The organism is Paenibacillus sp. CECT 9249 (assembly GCF_918697855.1).
Lineage (GTDB): Bacteria > Bacillota > Bacilli > Paenibacillales > Paenibacillaceae > MSJ-34.
The window spans coordinates 16,941-36,601 of record NZ_CAKKLI010000002.1 but is presented as its reverse complement, the minus strand read 5'-3'; the positions used below and the strand labels follow the sequence as shown (position 1 = coordinate 36,601).

The following is a 19,661-nucleotide window of genomic DNA, read 5'->3' as shown; positions in this document are numbered from 1 at the left end:
ATTAATTTTTTTTATGGTCGAATAGGGCTAACATCATAGGTGAAGCTTATACTTAACTGGTTACAAGGGGAGGATTATCATGAGAAAGATGAAAAAAATGTCGATGCTGCTCGCGCTTGCGCTGACGCTGGTACTCGTATTGTCGGCTTGCGGCGGCAAGAACGAAGCGGGCGGCAACAACGGCGCAGGCGGAGATACGGGAGCCAAAACGACGGTAACGATGGGCTTCTGGGGAACGGCGCAAGATCTTAAAATATATCAAGAGGCAGCTAATTCCATTTCGGAGCAATATCCGAATATTGAGCTGAAAATTAAACAATACCCAAGCAGCGAGCAGTTCTGGAACACGTTGCCGGGCGAAATTGCGGCAGGCGTCGCGCCCGATTTTATTAAATTGTCCAATGAAGGGGCTTTCGAATATATCGACAAAGGATTGTTCACCCCGCTGGACGATTTGATTCAATCGACGGGCGTCGACATGAGCCGTTTCTCGCAAGCGGCGACGGACATTTGGAAAGTGGACGGCAAGCAGTACGGGATTCCGAACAGCGGTATGCCTGCCATGTTCTTTATTAACGAGGAGATGTGGAAAGAAGCCGGACTGGGCGACTATCCGACGACTTGGGACGAAGTCGAAGCGGCTGCCAAAAAATTGACGACCAATGACGTGTACGGCATTGCGATCAACCTCGACGCGTTCCATATTACGAACTACGCGAAAAGCTACGGCGGCGGTTGGGACAACGGGAAAAGCATTAACTCCCCTGAGAACGTAGCGGCATTGGAAAAAATATTCAAAATGTATGAAGAAGGCGTCGCGGTAACGCCGAAGACGTTAGGCTACGGTTGGGACGGCGAAGTGTTCGCCAACGGCAAAGCGGCAATGAGCACCGGCGGTTTCTGGTACAAAAACTATTTGCAAGACGCCAACCCTGATTTGAAATATGTCGCCCTTCCGGTCCCGAAAGGAACCGTGAACGGCAGCACGCTTAGCGCAGACGCGTATGTCGTCCTGAAAGACGCGAAGAACAAAGAAGCGGCGCTCCAAGCGGCCTACTACATGACGAACGACAAAACGCAATCCGATTTTATGAGCTTGGGCTTCAATCCGGCCGTATCCAGCTTGTCGGCGAACTATTTTGAACAAAATCCGGAATATCAATTGCTCGAACCGGCAATGGAATACAGCAGCGATTACGGTTATCCGAAGGAAACGAAGAAGTTTACCGACGAACTCGTGAAACAATTGGAAGAAACGATTCTGGGCGGCAGCAAGAAATCGGCGAAAGAGCTGCTTGACAGCGTGCAAGAACAATTCAAATAACGGATGCGTTCCCGTTTCCGCCAAGGAGACGGGAACACTTTTATCCTGAGTTGAAATATACAATTTGTGGAATTACAGGAGGTTTCGATGACTGGACAACCCAAAAAACAATCCCGGTTTCGTTCGATCTTCGATTCGGATTTCACGTTAGGCTGGATGCTCGTCTTGCCTTTTTTGGTTTTATGGGCATGGTGGTTTTTGTATCCTTTCGTGGAATCTTTTATAAGAAGCTTTCAAGACGTGAACTTCGCCGCGCTGGGCGATGCGAAATTTATCGGACTGCAAAACTATATCGCCATATTGAACGACAAGCAGTTCTACCAAGCCGTTCTTCATTCCTTGCAAATCGTTGTCGTGGCGGTGCCCGTCCAAACGATTCTCGGTTTATTGATGGCCATACTGGTGAATCAGAAAATCAAAGGCAAAGGCATTTTCCGAACCGTATTCTTTATTCCGTACATCACCTCGCAAATCGCTCTGACCACCGTCTTTATGATGCTGTTCAAGCAAGGGACGTTTGTCACGAAATTTTTCGCGTTTTTCGGCCTGCGCGACGTGACCTGGTTTGCGGATACGGGCTATGCCTTGATGTTCGTATGCATTTTGTTCATTTTCCAACAATGCGGATTCAGCATGATCGTCTATTTGTCCGCGCTGCAAGAAGTGCCTAAAGATCTGTATGAAGCGGGCGACATCGACGGCGCTTCGAAATGGGAGAAATTCCGTTTCATCACCGTTCCTTTTTTGAAGCCGATTACCTTTTTCGTTATTTCCGTTTCCACCATCCTCGGATTTCAAATTTACGACCAAATTGCGGCGATTTCCCGATACGGTGCGCTTGGATCGCCGGCCGGAGCGACGAGCACGGTCGTCACTTATTTCTACCAACACGGGATTCGCTATATGAATATCGGATACGGAAGCGCGGCCGTTATTCTATTCTTTTTCATCATTATGTTCATTACGTTTCTGCAGAAGAAATTTCTGGACGATAAGGAGTGATGGCCGTGAAGGCTCGAAAAACCTTTTTCAAATTGCTGGTATACGCCATCATCGGTATCCTCGGAGTCGTTTTCATCCTTCCGTTTGCTTATACGGTCTATACCTCGTTAATTACGATGAAAGACGTTAATAAATTCGTGGACATTTCCAGATGGACTTTTGAAAATTACACCATGTTTTTCACTAACGACGCATACAATGTGCCCAAGTGGTTTTTAAATACAGTCATTATGACCGGAATCGTCGTAATCGGGAACTTGATCGTCAACCCGATGGCAGGCTTTGCGCTGGCGAAGCTCCATTTTAAAGGGAAGAAGCTCGTATTCTGGATCGTCGTCGCGACGATGATGGTTCCGTACCATATGATCCTGATTCCGGTATACGTCAATATGGCGAAGATCGGCTGGCTCAATACGTTCGCGGCGTTAACGGTGCCGTTCTTGTACCAGTCGTTGTACATTTTTATGCTGCGGCAGTTTTTCATCAGCGTGCCGGGCGAATTTATCGAAGCGGCCCGAATCGACGGCTTGACGAAAATGGGCGCCTTCTGGCGGATCGTCTATCCGCTCGCGCGTTCGTCCTTAATTACGATGTCGATTTTGTCTTTCGCCGGAACGTGGAACAGTTACCTCATTCCGAGCACGTTAGCGAACGATCCGGAGAAATATGTGCTCGTCGTCGGGCTGAACAGCTTGAAGGACGCGTTCTTTGAGAATACGCCGTTAATTATGGCAGGCGTGACCTTGTCGACCTTGCCGATCCTTATTTTCTTCTTCTTGTTCCAGAAACAATACATCGAAGGCGTATCTAGCGCCGGCATTAAAGGGTAACCGGAAGACGGGGGGAGGACATCAATGTTGAATGATGCAGCAAAGGCAGAGCGGTTGTTGAAACGGATGACGTTAACCGAGAAGATCGGGCAGACGGTGCAGTTCGGGCGATGCGAAGCGCAAGAGATCGAATGGATCAAGCAGGGAAAGATCGGATCGCTGCTTAACGTGTACGGCGCGGAGAAGATCAACGAATTGCAGCGGATCGCAGTGGAGGAAAGCCGCCTCGGCATTCCTTTACTGATCGGGGACGATGTGATTCACGGGTTCCGCACCATATTCCCCATTCCGCTCGGCGAAGCGGCAAGCTGGGATGTGGAGGCGATGGAGCGGAACGCCCGCATCGCGGCGGCGGAAGCCGCGTCCGAAGGCATTCGCTGGACGTTCGCGCCGATGGTCGATATGACGCGCGAACCGCGTTGGGGAAGAATCGCGGAAGGCGCCGGCGAAGACGTATATTTGGCCAACCAGGCGGCGGCCGCCAGAGTAAGAGGTTTTCAAAGCCCGGACGAGAACGGTTATCCTACCGTTGCGGCATGCGTCAAGCATTTTGCGGGCTACGGCTGGGTCGAAGGCGGCCGGGATTACGATACGACGGGCATGTCCGAAAGAGTGCTGCGCGAAACGGTCTTACCGCCGTTTTACGAAGGAATCCGAGCCGGGGCGTTATCGGTCATGACCGCCTTTACCGATCTGAACGGCGTCCCTGCTTCGGGCAACAAGTTTCTCATCAGAGAGATTTTAAAAGGGGAATGGAACTATCCCGGCATCGTCGTCAGCGATTGGGAATCGGTTGAAGAATTGATTCACCACGGCTATGCGGAAGACCGCAAGGATGCGGCGTGCAAAGGGTTTGCCGCCGGGGTGGATATGGACATGCATTCCGGGGTATATCTTGAGCATTTGGAGCGGATTTTTCAGGAACGGCCCGATATGCTTCCATTGCTTGACGACGCGGTACTGCGAATTTTGACGGTGAAGTACCGGTTGGGCTTATTCGATCATCCTTATGTCGACGTTCGGAAGCGGGAGCGCGTCATGATGATTCCTGAGCATGTGGAACAGGCGCGGGACAGTGCGCGGAAATCGATCGTTCTATTGAAGAATAGAGGCAAAACGCTGCCGCTAGATCTTGGCGCGCGGAAACGAATCGGCTTGATCGGCCCGCTGGCCGACGACCGCCATAATGCGATGGGCTGCTGGGCGTGGAAAGGCCGCAAGGAGGATGTTGTCACCGTTCTGGACGCCTTCCGGTCCAGAATCGCCCCGTTGGCGGAAGTGACTTATGCCAAGGGATCCGAGGTGAAACAGCCGTTGGAGCGGGGGCTGGAAGAAGCGGTGGCGGCCGCGAGAGACAGCGATGTCGCCGTTGTCGTCGTCGGCGAAAGCGAGGATATGACCGGAGAGCATTATAACCGGGCCTATATCGGCTTGCCGGAGTGCCAGGAACGGCTGATCCGGGCAATCAAACGGGAAACGGGGACGCCGGTCGTCGTCGTGCTGATGAGCGGGCGGCCGCTGGCCGTGGAATGGGTGCATGAGCATGCGGACGCCGTTGTCGAAGCATGGCATCCGGGCACCCAAGCGGGGAATGCGCTGGTCGACGTGCTGATCGGAGAGTACAATCCGAGCGGCAAGCTGCCGGTTACGTTCCCGCGTTCCACCGGACAAATTCCGATTTACTATAACCGTAAAAATACGGGAAGACCGCATCTTTACGAAGATTATGTCGACGTGAGCGACGAACCGCTGTATCCGTTCGGCTACGGTTTAAGCTATACGACGTTCGAATATGCCGATCTTCGGCTGGATGCCTGGCAAATTGCGCGCGACGGAAGCGTCAATGTATCCGCAAACGTAACCAATACCGGAGAACGGGACGGCGAGGAAGTGGTTCAATTGTACATTCGCGACGTCGTGGGAAGTACGACAAGACCGGTGAAGGAATTGAAAGGCTTTCGTAAAATATTGCTGAAACAAGGGGAGACGAAAAGAATCTCCTTTACGTTAACCCCGAACGAGCTTGGCATGCTGGACGAAAGGCTGCAGTTTGCGGTGGAGCCCGGCAAATTCCTCGTATGGATCGGCCCGAACTCCGGGGAAGGGCTTCAGGGAGAGTTCACAGTCATGGATACGAAGGAGAGGGAAGGCGATGGATTACAGCGTCATTAAAGAAGGCGATTTGTTCCTGCTAACGGACAGGAATGGGGATATTACCGGGAACAATGAAATCGGCCACGGTTTATATACGAAAGATACGCGGTTTTTGAGCCGGATGGAAGTGTGGATCGACGGGGACAAGCCGTCGTTGCTTTCCTCGGCGGCGAATCAAAGCTATGTCGCTTCGATCCGTTTAATGAAGGATACGAAAGACGTCGGCGCCATTGAAGCGGTACGGGACCGTTTTATATTCGGCGGCGTGCTGTACGAGCGAATTGCGTTAACGAGCTATTACCCGGAAACGGTATCGTTCGATTTCTCGGCGGCATTCGATGCCGATTTTCAGGACATGTTTCTGGTGCGGAAATATCGGACGGGGGAAGTCGGCTCGATCACCGGCAGAAGCATGGAGCCGCAAAGCTTGACGATCCGTTATTCCGGCGCGGACAACATCGCAAGGGAGACGCGCATACGTTGGGACAAACCGGAAACGGAAGCGAGCGATTCCGGGTTGATCCGCTTTGCTATAACGTTGCAGCCGAAAGAGACGGAGCGCATATGCTTTACGGTCGCGCCGATGCTGGACGGACAAGCGGGAACCGAGCTCTCCTACGAAGAGGGGCTGGAACGATTGGAGGCTTCTTATCGGCGATGGGACGCGGAGACGGCTCGGGCGACATCCGATTCGGAGGCGTTTAACGGCTTGTACCGGCGCGGCTTGCAAGATTTACGGATGTTAATGACCGACGTCGGATACGGCGATATGCCGGTAGCCGGCTTGCCGTGGTTCGCGGTTCCGTTCGGCAGAGACAGCCTGATTACATCCTTGTTCATGCTTCCGCTCGATCCGGGCAAAGTGCGCGGAACGCTGCGCACCCTGGCGGCTTATCAAGGTACCGCCGTCGACGCTTGGCGCGATGAAGAGCCGGGGAAAATCATGCACGAAATCCGGTTCGGCGAGCTGGTCGCGACGAAGCAATCGCCGTTCTCGCCTTATTACGGATCGGCGGACGCTACGCCTTTGTTTCTTGTGCTGATCGGCGAATATTTCCGCTGGACGGGCGATTTGTCGCTGGCGGAGGAGCTTAAGCCGAATATCGAGCGGGCCCTGGCATGGATCGACGCGGCGATGGCGAAATCGGGCTTCCTCGCCTATCACCAGGAAGCGGAGAAAGGCTTCCCGAACCAAGGCTGGAAAGATTCGAGCAACTCGATCGTTCACCGGTCGGGCGAGTACGCGTTGTCGCCGATCGCCTTGTCCGAAGTGCAAGGCTATGTGTATATGGCGAAGCAAGGCATGGCGCCGCTCTTCAGGCTGATGGGCGACGATGCGCTCGCCGATCGGCTGGAGCGGGAAGCCGGGGAATTGCGGGAACGGTTCGAACGGCATTTCTGGATGGAGGACGAACAGTTCTACGCGCTCGCGCTCGACCAGGAAGGCCGGCAAGTCGGGTCCGTGACATCGAACCCGGGGCATTTGCTGATGACCGGGCTTCCCGGCGCGGCGCGGGCGGCAAGGACGGCCGAAAGACTGACGGCCGACGATATGTTTAACGGCTACGGCATTCGGACGATGAGCGCGGAGGCGGCGGGGTATTACCCGATGAGTTATCATAACGGGAGCGTATGGCCGCATGATAATGCCATGATATTGCTCGGGCTGAGCCGCTCGGGGTATCGGGAGGAAGCGCGCAAGGTGATTTCCGGCTTGCTTGCTGCATCCACCTATTTCGAGTACCAGCGCTTGCCCGAACTGTTCTGCGGATACGGCTCGGAGCTCGGCTATCCGGTGCCGTATCCGACCACATGCTCGCCGCAGGCCTGGTCGGCGGGAACGTCGGTCGTCTTCATGCAGGCGATGCTGGGCTTGCATCCGGACGCGCTGACGAAACGGATCGCGATCGACCCGTTATTGCCGGAGCAATTGAACGAGTTGTTCGTCGAGCGTCTCGCCATCGGCGCGGGACACCTGTCGATTCGCATTTCCCGGGGCGGCGGCGCGGGGAGCGAGGTCAAGGTGGAGGTCGTACGAAATACGACCGGCTTCGAGATTATTCATAAAGCGGAATAATGCTACGGTACAGGGCGGCCTAATGGGGGGCCGTCCTTTTGCTTGCCCGGCGCGGTGGGCGGTTTCGCTTCATGTCGGCGTACGCCGCTTCTTGTTGGAAATCCCCCGCCCGACGAGTGTTTTACAGCACGCATGATCTTTTCCCGCCAAGTAACTTATAGTTTTCTTCGGTCCCTTACGAGCAGCCAAGAGATTTAAATTAGCGCGTCTGCCAATGCGATTGTATCCATGCGCCTGACCAATTCCGTCTTGGATGCAAAAAGTCAGCCGCTTGCCGGGAATCGACATAAAATTCGCTTTTTCGATCTCGCGTTGCAGTAGCTAGGCAAAATTGATACGATAGGGCTAAGAGACTAGTAGAGATCGCAGACAGTTAGTTGTGATAGCATCTGTGAAAGGGGCAGCCAGAGAAATGGAGCGTTTGTTGCAGCATTTGCGCGTGTTAGGATTTACGGAGATGGAGTCGAGGATGTTGGTTGTACTGGCGGAACAGGGCGCTATGACGGGATATGAAGTGGCGAAACGGCTCGGCGTATCGCGCTCGAACGTGTACGCGGCGCTGCAGAAGCTGGTCGACCATGGATTCGTGATGTGCAGCAAAGGCGAGCCTTCTTTATATACGATGATTCCGGTAGAGGAACTGACCCGCAGCATAGCCGATAAAATGCAGGAGTCGATTCGGATCGTAGAGGAGTCGATGCCGAAACGAAGCGACGATCGGACGGAATTTTACAGCATAGAGAGCGATCGGAAAGTAATGGATAATTTGCGCCGGGAACTGGAGAAAGCGCAGTTCGAGATTATTGCCGATGTATGGACCGAGGAAGCCTCGCTATTCCGCAAAGAACTCGAAACGGCCGAAGAGCGGGGTGTGAAGGTGTTGTGGTCGGTCATCGGCGGAGACGAGGATTTGCGGCTCGCACAGCAAATGATCGTGCACGGCCGGGACGGGGCGTGGCGGACGCAGACCGGCGGGCGCAAATTTTCGTTCGTCATCGATCGGCGCTGGTGCATGATCGGCATGCGCGGCGAAGGACAAGCGACGAAAGCGATGGCGACCGAGCATCCGGCGATGATCGAACTGCTTCTGAACAATTTTGCGCATGATTTGGTCATTTACGAGATGGAGCAAGAAATGGGCCCGGAGATTGAAAGGAAGTACGGCGCCAACTACGAGCGAATCTATCAGAAATATTTCAAGCTGCAATAATAGAGTAGGCGCCTGCCTCACGGCAACCGCCCGAACAGACAATTATTTCGCTTCGGCAGGCTCTTCGAGAATGGACGTGCAATGAGCGCAGCGCGTCGCTTGTACCGGAATTTTGGACAAACAGAAAGGACAGTCTTTCGTTGTTGGTTTTTCAGCCGGCTTTTCGGCTATCACTTTTCTTCTCAGCATATTAATCGTCTTCACTAGCAAAAACACGCTGAGCGCAACAATAAGAAAATCGAGCATTACATTAATAAATTGGCCGTAGGCGATGACCGCCGCACCGGCCTCTTGGGCTTTGGCGAGCGAAGCGAAGTTGCCCTTGTCCGGATCCAAGTTGATAAACAGATCGACGAAGCTGGAGCCTCCCAACACTTTACCGATTGGCGGCATAATAATGTCGTTGACGATCGATGTGACAATTTTCCCGAACGCCCCGCCGATAATGACCCCGACCGCCAAATCGATAACGTTGCCGCGTATTGCAAATTCTCTAAATTCTTTGAGTATTTTCATAGTTCACAATCTACCTCCTTTACTATCGTATAGGCCTGTCCGCGGCACGTCAAATCAAATCTATGGGGTCACGATGAGCAACGTTTGCGGTTCGGCCTGCGCGCTTAGCGGCGTTGCGCCGCAAGGTTCGCCGTCGCCATATGCGATGCGCGGCAACTCGGAGGAGACGGAAACGGCGTATGCGCGCAGCATTGTCACATACGGCAGCTTCGTATGCCTGCCTTGCAATACGGTAGGGAAAAGGCGCAGAAGCTGCCATTTCGTACAGCCGTGGACAACGCAGACGTCGAGCAAGCCGTCGTCAGGCTGCGCCTGCGGGCAGATGCGAAGGCCGCCGCCATATGTTGCGACGTTGGCGACGGCGGCCATCCACGCATCGGCGAACGTCGCCGTCCGCTCGCCGTCGAGCTCGAGCCGGAGCTGGGCGGGACGAAATCGGATTAGCGTATGCATAATTCCGATGATATACGCAACCCGCCCGATGCCGAGGCGGTTGCACCACTTCTTGTAGCCGCCGTTGTTGACCGCTTCCGCGACGGCGGCGTCAAATCCGACGGCGAGCGCCGTAACGGAACGCTCGCCGTCAACGCCGATCAGGTCGATGCGCCGGCATCGACCTGACAACAGCACCTCCAGCGCGGCCAAAGGCTTGCGCGGGATGCCGAACCCCCGGGCGGTATCGTTGCCCGATCCCGCCGGAATGACCGCGAGCGGCACATCCCTGCCGCTCAGCTCCGGCAAGACGCTGCGGATCGTGCCGTCGCCGCCGATCACTGCGACCGCGCGCAGCGGCCAGGCGGCGAGCGCTTCCCGCACCTGCATCCGCGCTTGCTCCGCAACGTCCGTTACCGCGCAGCGGTACTCGATGTTCCGCTCCCGCAACGTCCGCTCCATCTTGCGCCAGACGCGCATGCCGTTTCCGTTTCCCGCCTGCCGGTTAATTACAAAAAAATACAAACGCCTCTCCCCTTGCCGTCGTTCCTCTTCTGCCATTTGCTATTGATTATACAACAACGGAACGGGAGCGCAATCTTTTATTTGTTCAGCTGTTTCTCCACCAAATCGCCGACGAGCGGCAATTTAAACCATTTGCCTTGAAACGCCTGAATCATCGTAACGATCCATAGAATGAAAATGAGAAGTCCGATGAGGGAAGAAAAGATCCAACCGATGAAAGGAATGCCCGCCAAAATCATTTGAGCGACAAAGAGCGGGAGAAAGGTGAAAATCGACTGCAATGCATGAAAACGTACAAACCTGCTGTCTTTTTCAATCAATACAAAAATGATGCCGGTAACGAACGTCAAAATGTAACAAAGCAGTCCCGCCACATTTTCATCCAGTCCGGAAGACGTTTTTCTCGGGATATTGGGTTCCATCCGGAAACCTCCTTTAAATAAGTAGATTTTGGTAATCAGATACTTTTATTTAATCATATCCTTCATAGAAAAGGATAGAACAATTTTCATTAATCTTACAAAATCTGACGAACAGTAAGAAATTGTCGACAAACTATAGAGGCACGAGTGCGGCGTTCAAAATGTAACGGAACTGAAAGACCTTAAAGTGGCAAAGCTCATTCTTCTCGGATTATAACGGAACCTAGCGCTCTTATTCGTTGATTATGTATGGAGAAATGAACGAATGACGGCAAATAAGGTCCCTCATTTCCGTTACATATTAAAAAGCCTCGATTTTGTTCAAATAACGTCTCCTGCATCCGTTAGCGACAAAATTGCTGCAGGCGCGCAAACACACATCAAAAAAACCTTGCCGGCGGATGGCGCTCCGCCAGGGCAAGGCAGCAATGATTACTTGTCTTGGCGATCCCTATGCCCGCGAGGATGAACGAGTTTTTCGCCTTCCTCTTTGTCGTCCGCTTTGGGAACGAGTCTTGGATCGGTTTGTCCTTCATGATGATTGTCGAACATATATTCCTTCAGTTCCCATTCCGTCACGCCGAGCTGAACATCCGCCGGGAACGTCTGTCCGCGGTGCAGATGCTCCTCTCTTCCCCATTCGTTGGTGTATATGCCGTCCACCTCGACGCGCTCCTTCGAGATCGGGTTCATGTCGCTGCCGTCGCGATCTATATATGCAACCTCCTTATGCTAAGTTACTAATCTATGGTTCCCTTTCCGCTTGCGATCATGCGCCCGGTCGCATGCCACTATTTTCATCGGCAATCCGACGCCATTTCCCGCATTGTTCCAACATTATTCCAGCATCAAGAAACCGATGACGGTTCGAAGCAATGAATCTGTCACTAATTCCGGATATCCGCCTCACGTGGGTAGTATTCGCGAAACGCTCAAGGCTATTGTTGGCATGCATCCCGCAACCGAAATTGTAAGTCTTAGAACAATCGCAAGCCGCAGGAAGGACAATGCTCATCGCGGTGGGTTGCGGCGGCGCCGCAAGCGGGACAGTCTTCTTCGAACGGTTCCGCGGAAGCGGGCGCAGCCGCCGTACGGTCCGACGGTTTCTCCGGATCGTAGGGCGACACAGCTCCTCCGAACAGCGCTTCGAAATATTTTTTCAACTCCCGATGCTTCTCCGAATCGTCGGCCGTCATACGGACAACGGCGATCATGCCGATCACAATCGCTAAAACGACGCTTACTGCGATAAAGGTACCGATCCAATGAACTGCGCTTCCGTATAATGGCTCCTCTCCAGCCATACCGCATCCCCTCCGCTAGATGGATAAGAGACGAACTCCTAATTGCAGCCTATTACAGCGCTTCGCCTTTGGAGGATCTTATAGGATAAAGAATATAGAATAGAGCGATCAATCCGAACAAGACCGCACTGATCATAACGACCGTTTGTTCATTATACATGTCCGACAAAAATCCGCCCAGCACCGGCCCGATCATGACGCCGATTCCTTCCACCGTGGAGAAAAGCCCCCAGCCGAGCCCTTTCTGGGAAGGAGGGATGTAGGAAGCGAGCAGCGCGTTCCATGCGGGCAGAACGGCCGAGTAGGAAAGGCCGAGCACGATCGCCCATATAAAGGTGAGCCGCAAGGACGGCAGCATCGATAACGAATAAAGCGCAAACGCGAAAATCGCGAATCCGATGACGAGAAACCATTTGCGACCGAACTGGTCCGCAAGCTTGCCCATCGGAATAAGCCCGACGACGGCGCATGCGCCGCCAAGCAGAAGCAGCAGGGAGTATTGTCCGCTCGTCAGCGCCAGCGATCCTTGGGCGAAACTCGGCAAGATCGGCACGATCATGCTTGCGCCGGTCGTCTGCAAAATCATGCCGGGCAGAAGCGGCCTCATCATGCGCAATCGCTCTCCAAGCATCCGCAGCTGGGTGCGCAGCGGAATCGTATCGATGCTCGATTGCCTCTCGTTGGAAATGAACATCGAGAGGAACCAGGCGCCGAGCGTCAGCAGCACCAAAATCCAATAGGTCAGCTTCGGGCTCGCGTCGATCAGAAGATTGCACACGACAGGGCCGAGTCCCATACCGATCAGCCAAATGGTATATAGATACCCCATCTGCGTCGCGCGCCGTTCCGGGGATACTTTCGACAAGCAAACGATCCAAATCGGAGACATTCCGACGCCGTAAAGGGCTGAGGCAAGAATAAAGAGGCCGGGCCTCGAGCCGTACTGGAACATAAACATGCCAATAAGCGAAATAAGCAGTCCCGAATGGACGATAAAACGAATGGAAAAGCGGTCGAGCAAGTAGCCGATGACGATTTTCAATCCTGTGTCGGTTAAATAATGCGCGGTAATGGCGGCGCCGATCATGGTGGCGTTAATAATCAATATTTCTTTTCCGTAGATTGGGACGAAACTGACCAGAGTGGCTCCTCTTGCAAACTCCACTAAAAACAAAACAAAGGATAAGAGCCAAATCTCTCTTCCTATCCCCAAATTTCGAATCGATTTCACGTAAACTCTCCTCGTATAAATGTGGTTGGCCGATATAATATGTAGACGCAATATAAATAAGGAAGCTTCTAGTATTATTATACACTAGCCTATTCTATTTATACAAAAGTGTAATGAAAGTAAGAGAATAGAGTTTTCGAAAAAGAAAGAGGGAATATCATGAAACAAGTCAAATATTTACATTTGTCCTTTGCGGTTTTTAACTTGACTGGAATATGATATAATGTAACGAACAGGTGCTGCAGGCATTGTCTTACATCATGTGGGAAAAGTTGAATATTTACTGCGTTCTCTAATACGGAGCATACTCGATTACGCTTTGGGAGGGAATCTTCATGGCAACGAAAGGACATAACGAAGTGAAGGAAAGTATCAAGGAAATGGCGCGAATTTTCCGACCTAAGGATCCGAGAAAGTTTGTCAAGGAATATGTCCGCAAGTACCACATTATGGGAGGGTATGAGGAGGAATTGACTCTCCTTGTTGAAAACGAATTGGTGAAATTGGATTCTTGATCATAATTGCACAGCCGTCTTTGTGAAGCTCGCTTTCGCATTGGCGGCTTTTTTTCGGCGATGCGCGGCAACGCGCTGTTGACGGCGGTTTTCGAATAAAAGAAAAGCATATCGGCGATAATATGGAATAAAGTGTCTAAATTGTGACAATTGTGTTGCGATGGCCGCTTTTAGCTTCCGGTTGACATCATTGACGGATTAAAGCGTAAGCTATTATTGTAAGCGTTTGCAAATTCAGGGCTGGTGCGATTTTGACAGCTTTGAGAACAATTTGTGAACTGTCTTGAAAACATTGACAAAAAGGTGAAGGAAATTTATATTTATACGTGATGGTCTTAATTGACAAGACGTTTGACTTCTGTGTTTAACAAGTGAATTGCCTTTTTTTTATGCATAAAATTGGCAATTGGCTAAAACGTAAAAAGTGGGGTTGATTAATGATGAATCGGTGGCATGCGGTAAAACGACTCCTCCCAATGTTGGCGGGTTTAACGTTATTACTATCCGCTTGCGGAAGAGCGGATTTGTCCGCCTTGAATCCGCAAGGGCCGGTAGCGGAAGAGCAATTCGGATTGATAAAACTGTCGATCGCCATCATGGGATTCGTAATGGTTGTCGTCTTTGCTCTTACCTTTTATGTATTGTTCAGATTCCGGAGACGCAAAGGGCAAAACGAAATTCCAGAGCAAGTGGAAGGGAATCATAAGCTGGAGATTATTTGGACCGTAATTCCGATTGTCCTTTTAATTATTTTAGCGGTTCCTACAGTGAAATACGTGTTTCAATTCGCCGAGGATCACTCCAAGGACGAAAATGCCGTTCAAGTGAAGGTGACAGCGCATCAATATTGGTGGGAATTCGAATATCCGCAATATGGCGTGACCACGGCCCAGGAGCTTGTCGTTCCTACTACGAAGCGGATTTCTCTTCAATTGAAGACCGCCGACGTTCTGCATTCCTTCTGGATTCCTTCATTAATGGGGAAAATCGACACGAATACGGAAGGCAACATTAATAAAGCATATTTTGAAGCGCCGAAAGCCGGCGTCTACCGCGGGAAATGCGCCGAGTTGTGCGGACCTTCGCATGCTCTGATGGATTTCAAAGTCGTAGCGGTCGACGAAGCTGCGTTCGGCAAATGGGTCGAAGAAATGAAAGCGCCGGCCGTTCTGCCGGAAGATGAGCACATCCGGGAAGTTTTCAAATCGCAATGCTTGGCATGCCATGCGATTGGCGACCAAGGCGCGCCGACATTCCCTAACCTTACGGGCATCGGCAGCAAGGAAGCGGTAGCGGGCGTACTGTTGAACGGTACCGGTCCCGGGGAACAACCGGTTGAACAAAACTTGAAGGAATGGATCGCCGATCCGCAAAGAGTGAAACCGGGCAACAAAATGCCAGCGGTGCCTCTAACGCCGGAAGAACTTGACGGCATTGCGAAATATTTAGCGGAACAAAAATTAACTTACAATGAAAACAGCGCGAAATAAAGGGGGTACATACCTTGGCTCATTCGGTGAAACGGTATCGGGGTTTAATGGACTGGATTACGACCGTAGACCATAAAAAGATCGGGATTCTTTATCTTATTGCCGGGGGTCTATTCTTCCTGATCGGCGGGATAGAAGCCATCCTCATTCGGATCCAGCTTATGGGACCGAAGATGGAATTCGTTTCTGCGGCAGTATTTAACGAATTGATTACGATGCACGGTACGACGATGATTTTTCTGGCGGCGATGCCGCTGATCTTCGCGTTAATGAACGCGATCGTACCGTTGCAGATCGGAGCGCGCGACGTTGCGTTCCCATTTTTGAACTCGCTTGGATTTTGGACGTTTTTCTTCGGCGGCTTGCTGCTCAATTTGAGCTGGATCGTAGGCGGAGCGCCGGATGCGGGCTGGACTTCCTACGTTCCGCTTGCAACGAACGAATATAGCACTACGCACGGGGTAGATTTTTATACGATCGGCTTGCAGATTGCCGGGATCGGTACGTTGCTCGGGGGCATTAACTTCCTGGCGACGATTATAACGATGCGCGCGCCTGGCATGACGTTTATGCGTATGCCGATGTTTACATGGACGGCGTTTATTACGTCCGCGCTTATATTGTTCGCATTCCCGGCCGTTACTGTCGGACTGGTCTTGCTGACGTTCGACAGATTGTTCGGAGCGAACTTCTTCGAAGTTGCCAACGGGGGGAACCCGATTTTATGGCAGCATATTTTCTGGATCTTCGGACACCCTGAAGTTTACATTTTGATTTTGCCGGCATTCGGTATTATTTCCGAAGTCATCAGCACGTTCTCCAGAAAGCGGTTGTTCGGCTACAGCTCGATGGTATTCGCAACCATGCTGATCGGCTTCTTGGGCTTCATGGTATGGGCGCACCACATGTTTGCCGTCGGTTTAGGGCCTATCGCCAATGCTTTGTTCGCCGTCGCTACGATGTTGATTGCGATCCCGACCGGGATCAAGATTTTCAACTGGATTTTTACGATGTGGGGCGGGCAAATTACATTTAATACGGCAAGCTTGTTCGCGATCGGATTTATTCCGACTTTCGTTATGGGCGGAGTAACCGGTGTTATGCTCGCTGCCGCGCCGGCCGACTATCAGTATCACGATACGTATTTCGTCGTCGCGCATTTCCACTACGTTATCGTCGGCGGCTTGATACTCGGTTTGTTCTCCGGTTTCCATTACTGGTGGCCGAAAATGTTCGGACGGATGCTGAACGAGACGTTGGGCAAATTAACATTTGTCACGTTCTATATCGGTTTCCATCTCACTTTCTTCGTGCAGCATTTCCTTGGATTGATCGGAATGCCGCGCCGCGTATTTACTTATTTGCCGAACCAAGGATTCGACACGATGAACTTGATCAGTTCGATCGGAGCGTTCCTGATGGGCGTAGGTACGATTTTCTTCCTGCTGAACATCGTCGTATCCGCGAAGAAACGCGGCGAAGTTCCTGCCGATCCGTGGCAAGACGGGCGTACGATCGAATGGACGATTCCTTCGCCGCCGCCGGAATACAACTTTAAACAAACTCCGCTCGTTCGCGGATATGACGCTTATTGGAAAGAAAAAATGGCCGGCAATAAGGAAATGACGCCTGCCGAGCCGGTTGGACCGATTCATATGCCGTCCGCCTCCATCTTGCCTTTCTTGATGTCGGTCGGTCTGTTTATCGCAGGTTTCGGCTTTATGTTCGCCAAAGATACGTTCGGCAACGCTTTTGTCGGCATGTTGTTCAACAATTACATCGTTGCCATCATCGGTTTGGTGATTACGTTCGCAAGCATGGCCGCCCGTTCGATCGTGGACGATCACGGCTGGCATATCGAGCCGGATGAACTGAACGACAAGGGGGTTAAAGCATGAGCGCGCACGCAGAACACCAAGTAGAGTTTAACGAGAGCAATTGGCCGCAAGAACCGGAAAAGGCGACCTTGGAAGGACGCAATAAGGTTCTCGGATTTTGGCTCTTCCTTGGCGGAGAGACGGTCCTGTTCGGTACGCTGTTCGCGACGTTTCTGGCGCTTCGCAACGAAATCGCCGACGGGAAGGCCGCAAGCGAATTGTTTCAATTGCCTATGGTCTTCGCCGCAACGATGATTCTCTTGGTCAGCAGCTTGACCAGCGTATTCGCGATTCAGGCGATGCATCGTTATCGCGTCAAGTCGATGCTCAATTGGTTGATCGTTACGGTTATATTAGGATTAGCGTTTCTCGGTTTGGAAATTTACGAGTTCGTTGAATACGTCCATGAAGGTCATAAGTTTACGACGAGCGCATTCAGTTCTTCGTTCTATACGCTAGTCGGTTTTCACGGGGCGCACGTGGCGTTCGGGATCGTATGGATCTCCTTGCTGATCGCGCAGTTATTCCGCAAAGGCTTGAATTTCGTTACAGCTCCGAAAGTATATGTGGCGGCCATTTACTGGCACTTTATCGACGTCGTTTGGGTTTTCATCTTTACGGTTGTTTACTTGATGGGAAAGGTGGGGTAATCGATGACAACGGATCAAGCCGCTCCGAAACAATCCCAACACCGGCATAGGCATGAAGGTCCCCAAAAGCATATCGTCGCGTTCATCTTCTCGATCGTCTTAACGCTGATTGCATTCGCGGCGGTTGCGGCGCTTGAAGTCAATGCGACATTTACGATTATCATTTTGCTGGTCATGGCCGTGCTGCAAGTGGTCATCCAGATGGCTTACTGGATGCATATGAAAGACCGCGGTCACCTGATGCCGATCATATTCATCTTCGGCGGGGCGGTCATCGCCTTCACATGCATCATTATGGCAATCTACTGGGTTTGGTGGTAAAATGGGAAGAGGAGGGCTTCGACAAGATGCCCCCTCTTTTTTTCAAATCGTTGCGAAAAAAAGAAGCTGATCGGATAGGAGGTACCTCATGCTTGGTTTGGAATATTTTAGCTTCTCTGATTTATGGAGCCCGTTGTTCCTCGGCTTTATGCTTTTGGCAACAATCGCATATCTGATGGCGGTAGGGCCGATGAGACATCGCTTTGCCGATTCGGACAAGATCTCGCTTGCCAAGAAAATATCGTTTGTCACCGGAATGGTATTGCTATATGTGGCGCAAGGGGGTCCGATCAGCTTTCTTAGCCATATGATGTTCAGCTTCCATATGGTGGCGATGGCGCTGTCGTACATTATCGCGCCGCCTTTGCTGCTAATGGGGACGCCGGCCTGGTTGTGGCGAGCGATATTGAAATACAATCCGTTGCGGAAATTCGGTTTTCTCATGAATCCGATTTTTGCGGCCGTTTTGTTTAACGTCTTATTCTCGCTCTATCACGTACCGGCCGTTCACGATTACGTGATGCTAAACTTTACGGTGCATCGGCTCTATTATATCGCCTTGTTTATCACGTCCATGATGATGTGGTGGCCGCTTCTATGTCCGGTACCGGAATGGAACAATATGTCCGACGTCAAGAAGATGGGCTATATCTTCTTGAACAGCGTATTAATTACGCCAGCATGCGGGTTGATTATTTTCGCGGGCGCCCCGGTATATGCGACCTATAACGATCCGGAGATATGGTCGCAGGCGATGGGCTACTGTTTCTCGGGAGACCCGGCGGTATTGCTGGAGCTGTATGAGGGACCGGCATTTTTCAACTTGTTCACGCCGCTGGAGGACCAGCAGATCGGCGGAATTGCAATGAAATTAATACAGGAATTCGTCAACGGCTCGGTGCTTGCCTATGTCTTTATTCATTGGTTCAAGCGCGAGAGCAAAGACGATGATATCATGGATGTGATACCGGAAACCGGTCAATTAAACAAAGCATAGAACGGCATCGGGAAAGGATGGGGAAACAGATGGATTTGTATACGATCTTTCCGACGATCAGCACGTCGTTTATCGTGATTAGCGCCATACTCGTGGCGATCGGATGGGTCCTGATCGTAAAGGGCAGGCGCGAAGCGCATCAGAAGACGATGATTGCAGCAGCTATTGCGGCGATCGTCTTTTTCGTCATTTATATGTCGAGGACGATCTTCGTCGGCAATACGTCATGGGGCGGTCCCGAAAATTTGAAGCTGTACTATCATATTTTCTTGTTTTTCCATATTACGCTGGCGACGATCGCGGCTGTATTCGGCTTGACGACATTGGTCCTGGCATTTAAAAAACGGTTCGCCAAACACCGCAAATGGGGCAGGGTGACGGCCGTCATCTGGTTCGGTTCGGCAATTACCGGCGTCATGGTGTACACTTTGCTGTACGTTCTCTATCCGGGCGGGCATACGAAACCGATGATCGACGCCATTTTCGGATTGTAGGCTTGCCTTAGTTAGGAAATGAAATCGCCTTATTTGCGAATGAAAATTCGTAAATAAGGCGATTTTGTTTTTATGCGTTGTGTCATACTGCTCCATTTCCCGCCTTCTGTCGATATCCCCCTAGTTCAGTGTGCCAACTTTTATCATTGAGAGGCCCGGACCGTCGTTACCCTCACATTCCATTGATCGGCCCGCTTTTCTGAGGGAGAGGGATTTCGATAGAAGGCGAAATGAGTAGATGCAGGGCTGATGGCCTCCATCTCTCTGTTTCGCCTAACCGTCGCCCGGAT

19 protein-coding genes are annotated in these 19,661 nt (G+C 51.7%); 13 read left to right on the top strand and 6 right to left on the bottom strand.

What is annotated here, in order from left to right:
- Positions 1–79 precede the first annotated feature (79 nt).
- The 6 genes from LQ229_RS02190 to LQ229_RS02165 all read left to right on the top strand — a co-directional run bounded on the left by LQ229_RS02190 (position 80) and on the right by LQ229_RS02165 (position 8,597).
- Positions 80–1,324, top strand: coding sequence for a sugar ABC transporter substrate-binding protein (locus LQ229_RS02190; RefSeq protein ID WP_216536767.1), 1,245 nt, complete (start codon positions 80–82; stop codon positions 1,322–1,324).
- Between the two features lie 87 nt (positions 1,325–1,411).
- A complete protein-coding gene (locus LQ229_RS02185) occupies positions 1,412–2,326 on the top strand; it encodes a sugar ABC transporter permease (protein ID WP_230190834.1) in 915 nt (304 codons plus the stop codon).
- Positions 2,327–2,331: 5 nt separating this feature from the next.
- A complete protein-coding gene (locus LQ229_RS02180; RefSeq protein ID WP_230190833.1) occupies positions 2,332–3,156 on the top strand; it encodes a carbohydrate ABC transporter permease in 825 nt (274 codons plus the stop codon).
- A 24-nt stretch (positions 3,157–3,180) separates the two neighbouring features.
- On the top strand, positions 3,181–5,328 hold the full coding sequence (locus LQ229_RS02175; RefSeq protein WP_230190832.1) for a glycoside hydrolase family 3 N-terminal domain-containing protein: 2,148 nt from the start codon (positions 3,181–3,183) through the stop codon (positions 5,326–5,328).
- Positions 5,309–7,387, top strand: a complete 2,079-nt coding sequence (locus LQ229_RS02170; RefSeq protein ID WP_230190831.1) for an amylo-alpha-1,6-glucosidase — start codon at positions 5,309–5,311, stop codon at positions 7,385–7,387. The genes LQ229_RS02175 and LQ229_RS02170 overlap by 20 nt, the downstream gene beginning before the upstream one ends.
- A gap of 412 nt (positions 7,388–7,799) precedes the next feature.
- Positions 7,800–8,597: a TrmB family transcriptional regulator gene (locus LQ229_RS02165; protein ID WP_216536772.1), complete on the top strand. Its 798-nt coding sequence runs from the start codon at positions 7,800–7,802 to the stop codon at positions 8,595–8,597.
- 42 nt (positions 8,598–8,639) lie between these two features.
- On the opposite strand, the gene mscL is transcribed toward LQ229_RS02165, so the two are convergent.
- The 6 genes from mscL to LQ229_RS02135 all read right to left on the bottom strand — a co-directional run bounded on the left by mscL (position 8,640) and on the right by LQ229_RS02135 (position 13,027).
- Positions 8,640–9,113 (bottom strand): large conductance mechanosensitive channel protein MscL, encoded by a 474-nt coding sequence (gene mscL / locus LQ229_RS02160; protein ID WP_216536773.1) that lies wholly within the window; start codon positions 9,111–9,113, stop codon positions 8,640–8,642.
- 60 nt (positions 9,114–9,173) lie between these two features.
- A complete protein-coding gene (locus LQ229_RS02155) occupies positions 9,174–10,070 on the bottom strand; it encodes a diacylglycerol kinase family protein (protein WP_216536774.1) in 897 nt (298 codons plus the stop codon).
- A gap of 77 nt (positions 10,071–10,147) precedes the next feature.
- Positions 10,148–10,492, bottom strand: coding sequence for a DUF4870 domain-containing protein (locus tag LQ229_RS02150; protein ID WP_216536775.1), 345 nt, complete (start codon positions 10,490–10,492; stop codon positions 10,148–10,150).
- Positions 10,493–10,924: 432 nt separating this feature from the next.
- The gene (locus LQ229_RS02145) at positions 10,925–11,185 is read right to left on the bottom strand and encodes a transposase (RefSeq protein ID WP_230190830.1); all 261 of its coding nucleotides are present in this window, start codon (positions 11,183–11,185) and stop codon (positions 10,925–10,927) included.
- A gap of 284 nt (positions 11,186–11,469) precedes the next feature.
- Positions 11,470–11,796, bottom strand: coding sequence for a zinc ribbon domain-containing protein (locus LQ229_RS02140; RefSeq protein WP_230190829.1), 327 nt, complete (start codon positions 11,794–11,796; stop codon positions 11,470–11,472).
- Positions 11,797–11,848: 52 nt separating this feature from the next.
- Positions 11,849–13,027 carry an MFS transporter gene (locus LQ229_RS02135; protein ID WP_216536778.1) on the bottom strand — a complete coding sequence of 393 codons (1,179 nt, stop codon included), beginning with the start codon at positions 13,025–13,027 and terminating at the stop codon, positions 11,849–11,851.
- Between the two features lie 335 nt (positions 13,028–13,362).
- Between LQ229_RS02135 and LQ229_RS02130 the strand changes: the two genes are divergently transcribed.
- The 7 genes from LQ229_RS02130 to LQ229_RS02100 all read left to right on the top strand — a co-directional run bounded on the left by LQ229_RS02130 (position 13,363) and on the right by LQ229_RS02100 (position 19,371).
- Positions 13,363–13,542 (top strand): hypothetical protein, encoded by a 180-nt coding sequence (locus LQ229_RS02130; RefSeq protein WP_216536779.1) that lies wholly within the window; start codon positions 13,363–13,365, stop codon positions 13,540–13,542.
- 437 nt (positions 13,543–13,979) lie between these two features.
- Positions 13,980–15,032, top strand: a complete 1,053-nt coding sequence (gene coxB / locus LQ229_RS02125) for a cytochrome c oxidase subunit II (protein ID WP_230190828.1) — start codon at positions 13,980–13,982, stop codon at positions 15,030–15,032.
- Between the two features lie 47 nt (positions 15,033–15,079).
- A complete protein-coding gene (gene ctaD, locus LQ229_RS02120; RefSeq protein WP_216536812.1) occupies positions 15,080–16,930 on the top strand; it encodes a cytochrome c oxidase subunit I in 1,851 nt (616 codons plus the stop codon).
- Positions 16,927–17,559, top strand: a complete 633-nt coding sequence (locus LQ229_RS02115) for a cytochrome (ubi)quinol oxidase subunit III (RefSeq protein ID WP_230190827.1) — start codon at positions 16,927–16,929, stop codon at positions 17,557–17,559. Before ctaD ends, LQ229_RS02115 begins: the two co-directional genes overlap by 4 nt.
- Positions 17,560–17,562: 3 nt before the next feature.
- Positions 17,563–17,880 (top strand): cytochrome C oxidase subunit IV family protein, encoded by a 318-nt coding sequence (locus LQ229_RS02110; protein WP_216536782.1) that lies wholly within the window; start codon positions 17,563–17,565, stop codon positions 17,878–17,880.
- 88 nt (positions 17,881–17,968) lie between these two features.
- Positions 17,969–18,877 carry a cytochrome c oxidase assembly factor CtaG gene (gene ctaG / locus LQ229_RS02105; protein WP_216536783.1) on the top strand — a complete coding sequence of 303 codons (909 nt, stop codon included), beginning with the start codon at positions 17,969–17,971 and terminating at the stop codon, positions 18,875–18,877.
- A 29-nt stretch (positions 18,878–18,906) separates the two neighbouring features.
- Positions 18,907–19,371 (top strand): DUF420 domain-containing protein, encoded by a 465-nt coding sequence (locus LQ229_RS02100; RefSeq protein WP_216536784.1) that lies wholly within the window; start codon positions 18,907–18,909, stop codon positions 19,369–19,371.
- Positions 19,372–19,661: the final 290 nt, after the last annotated feature.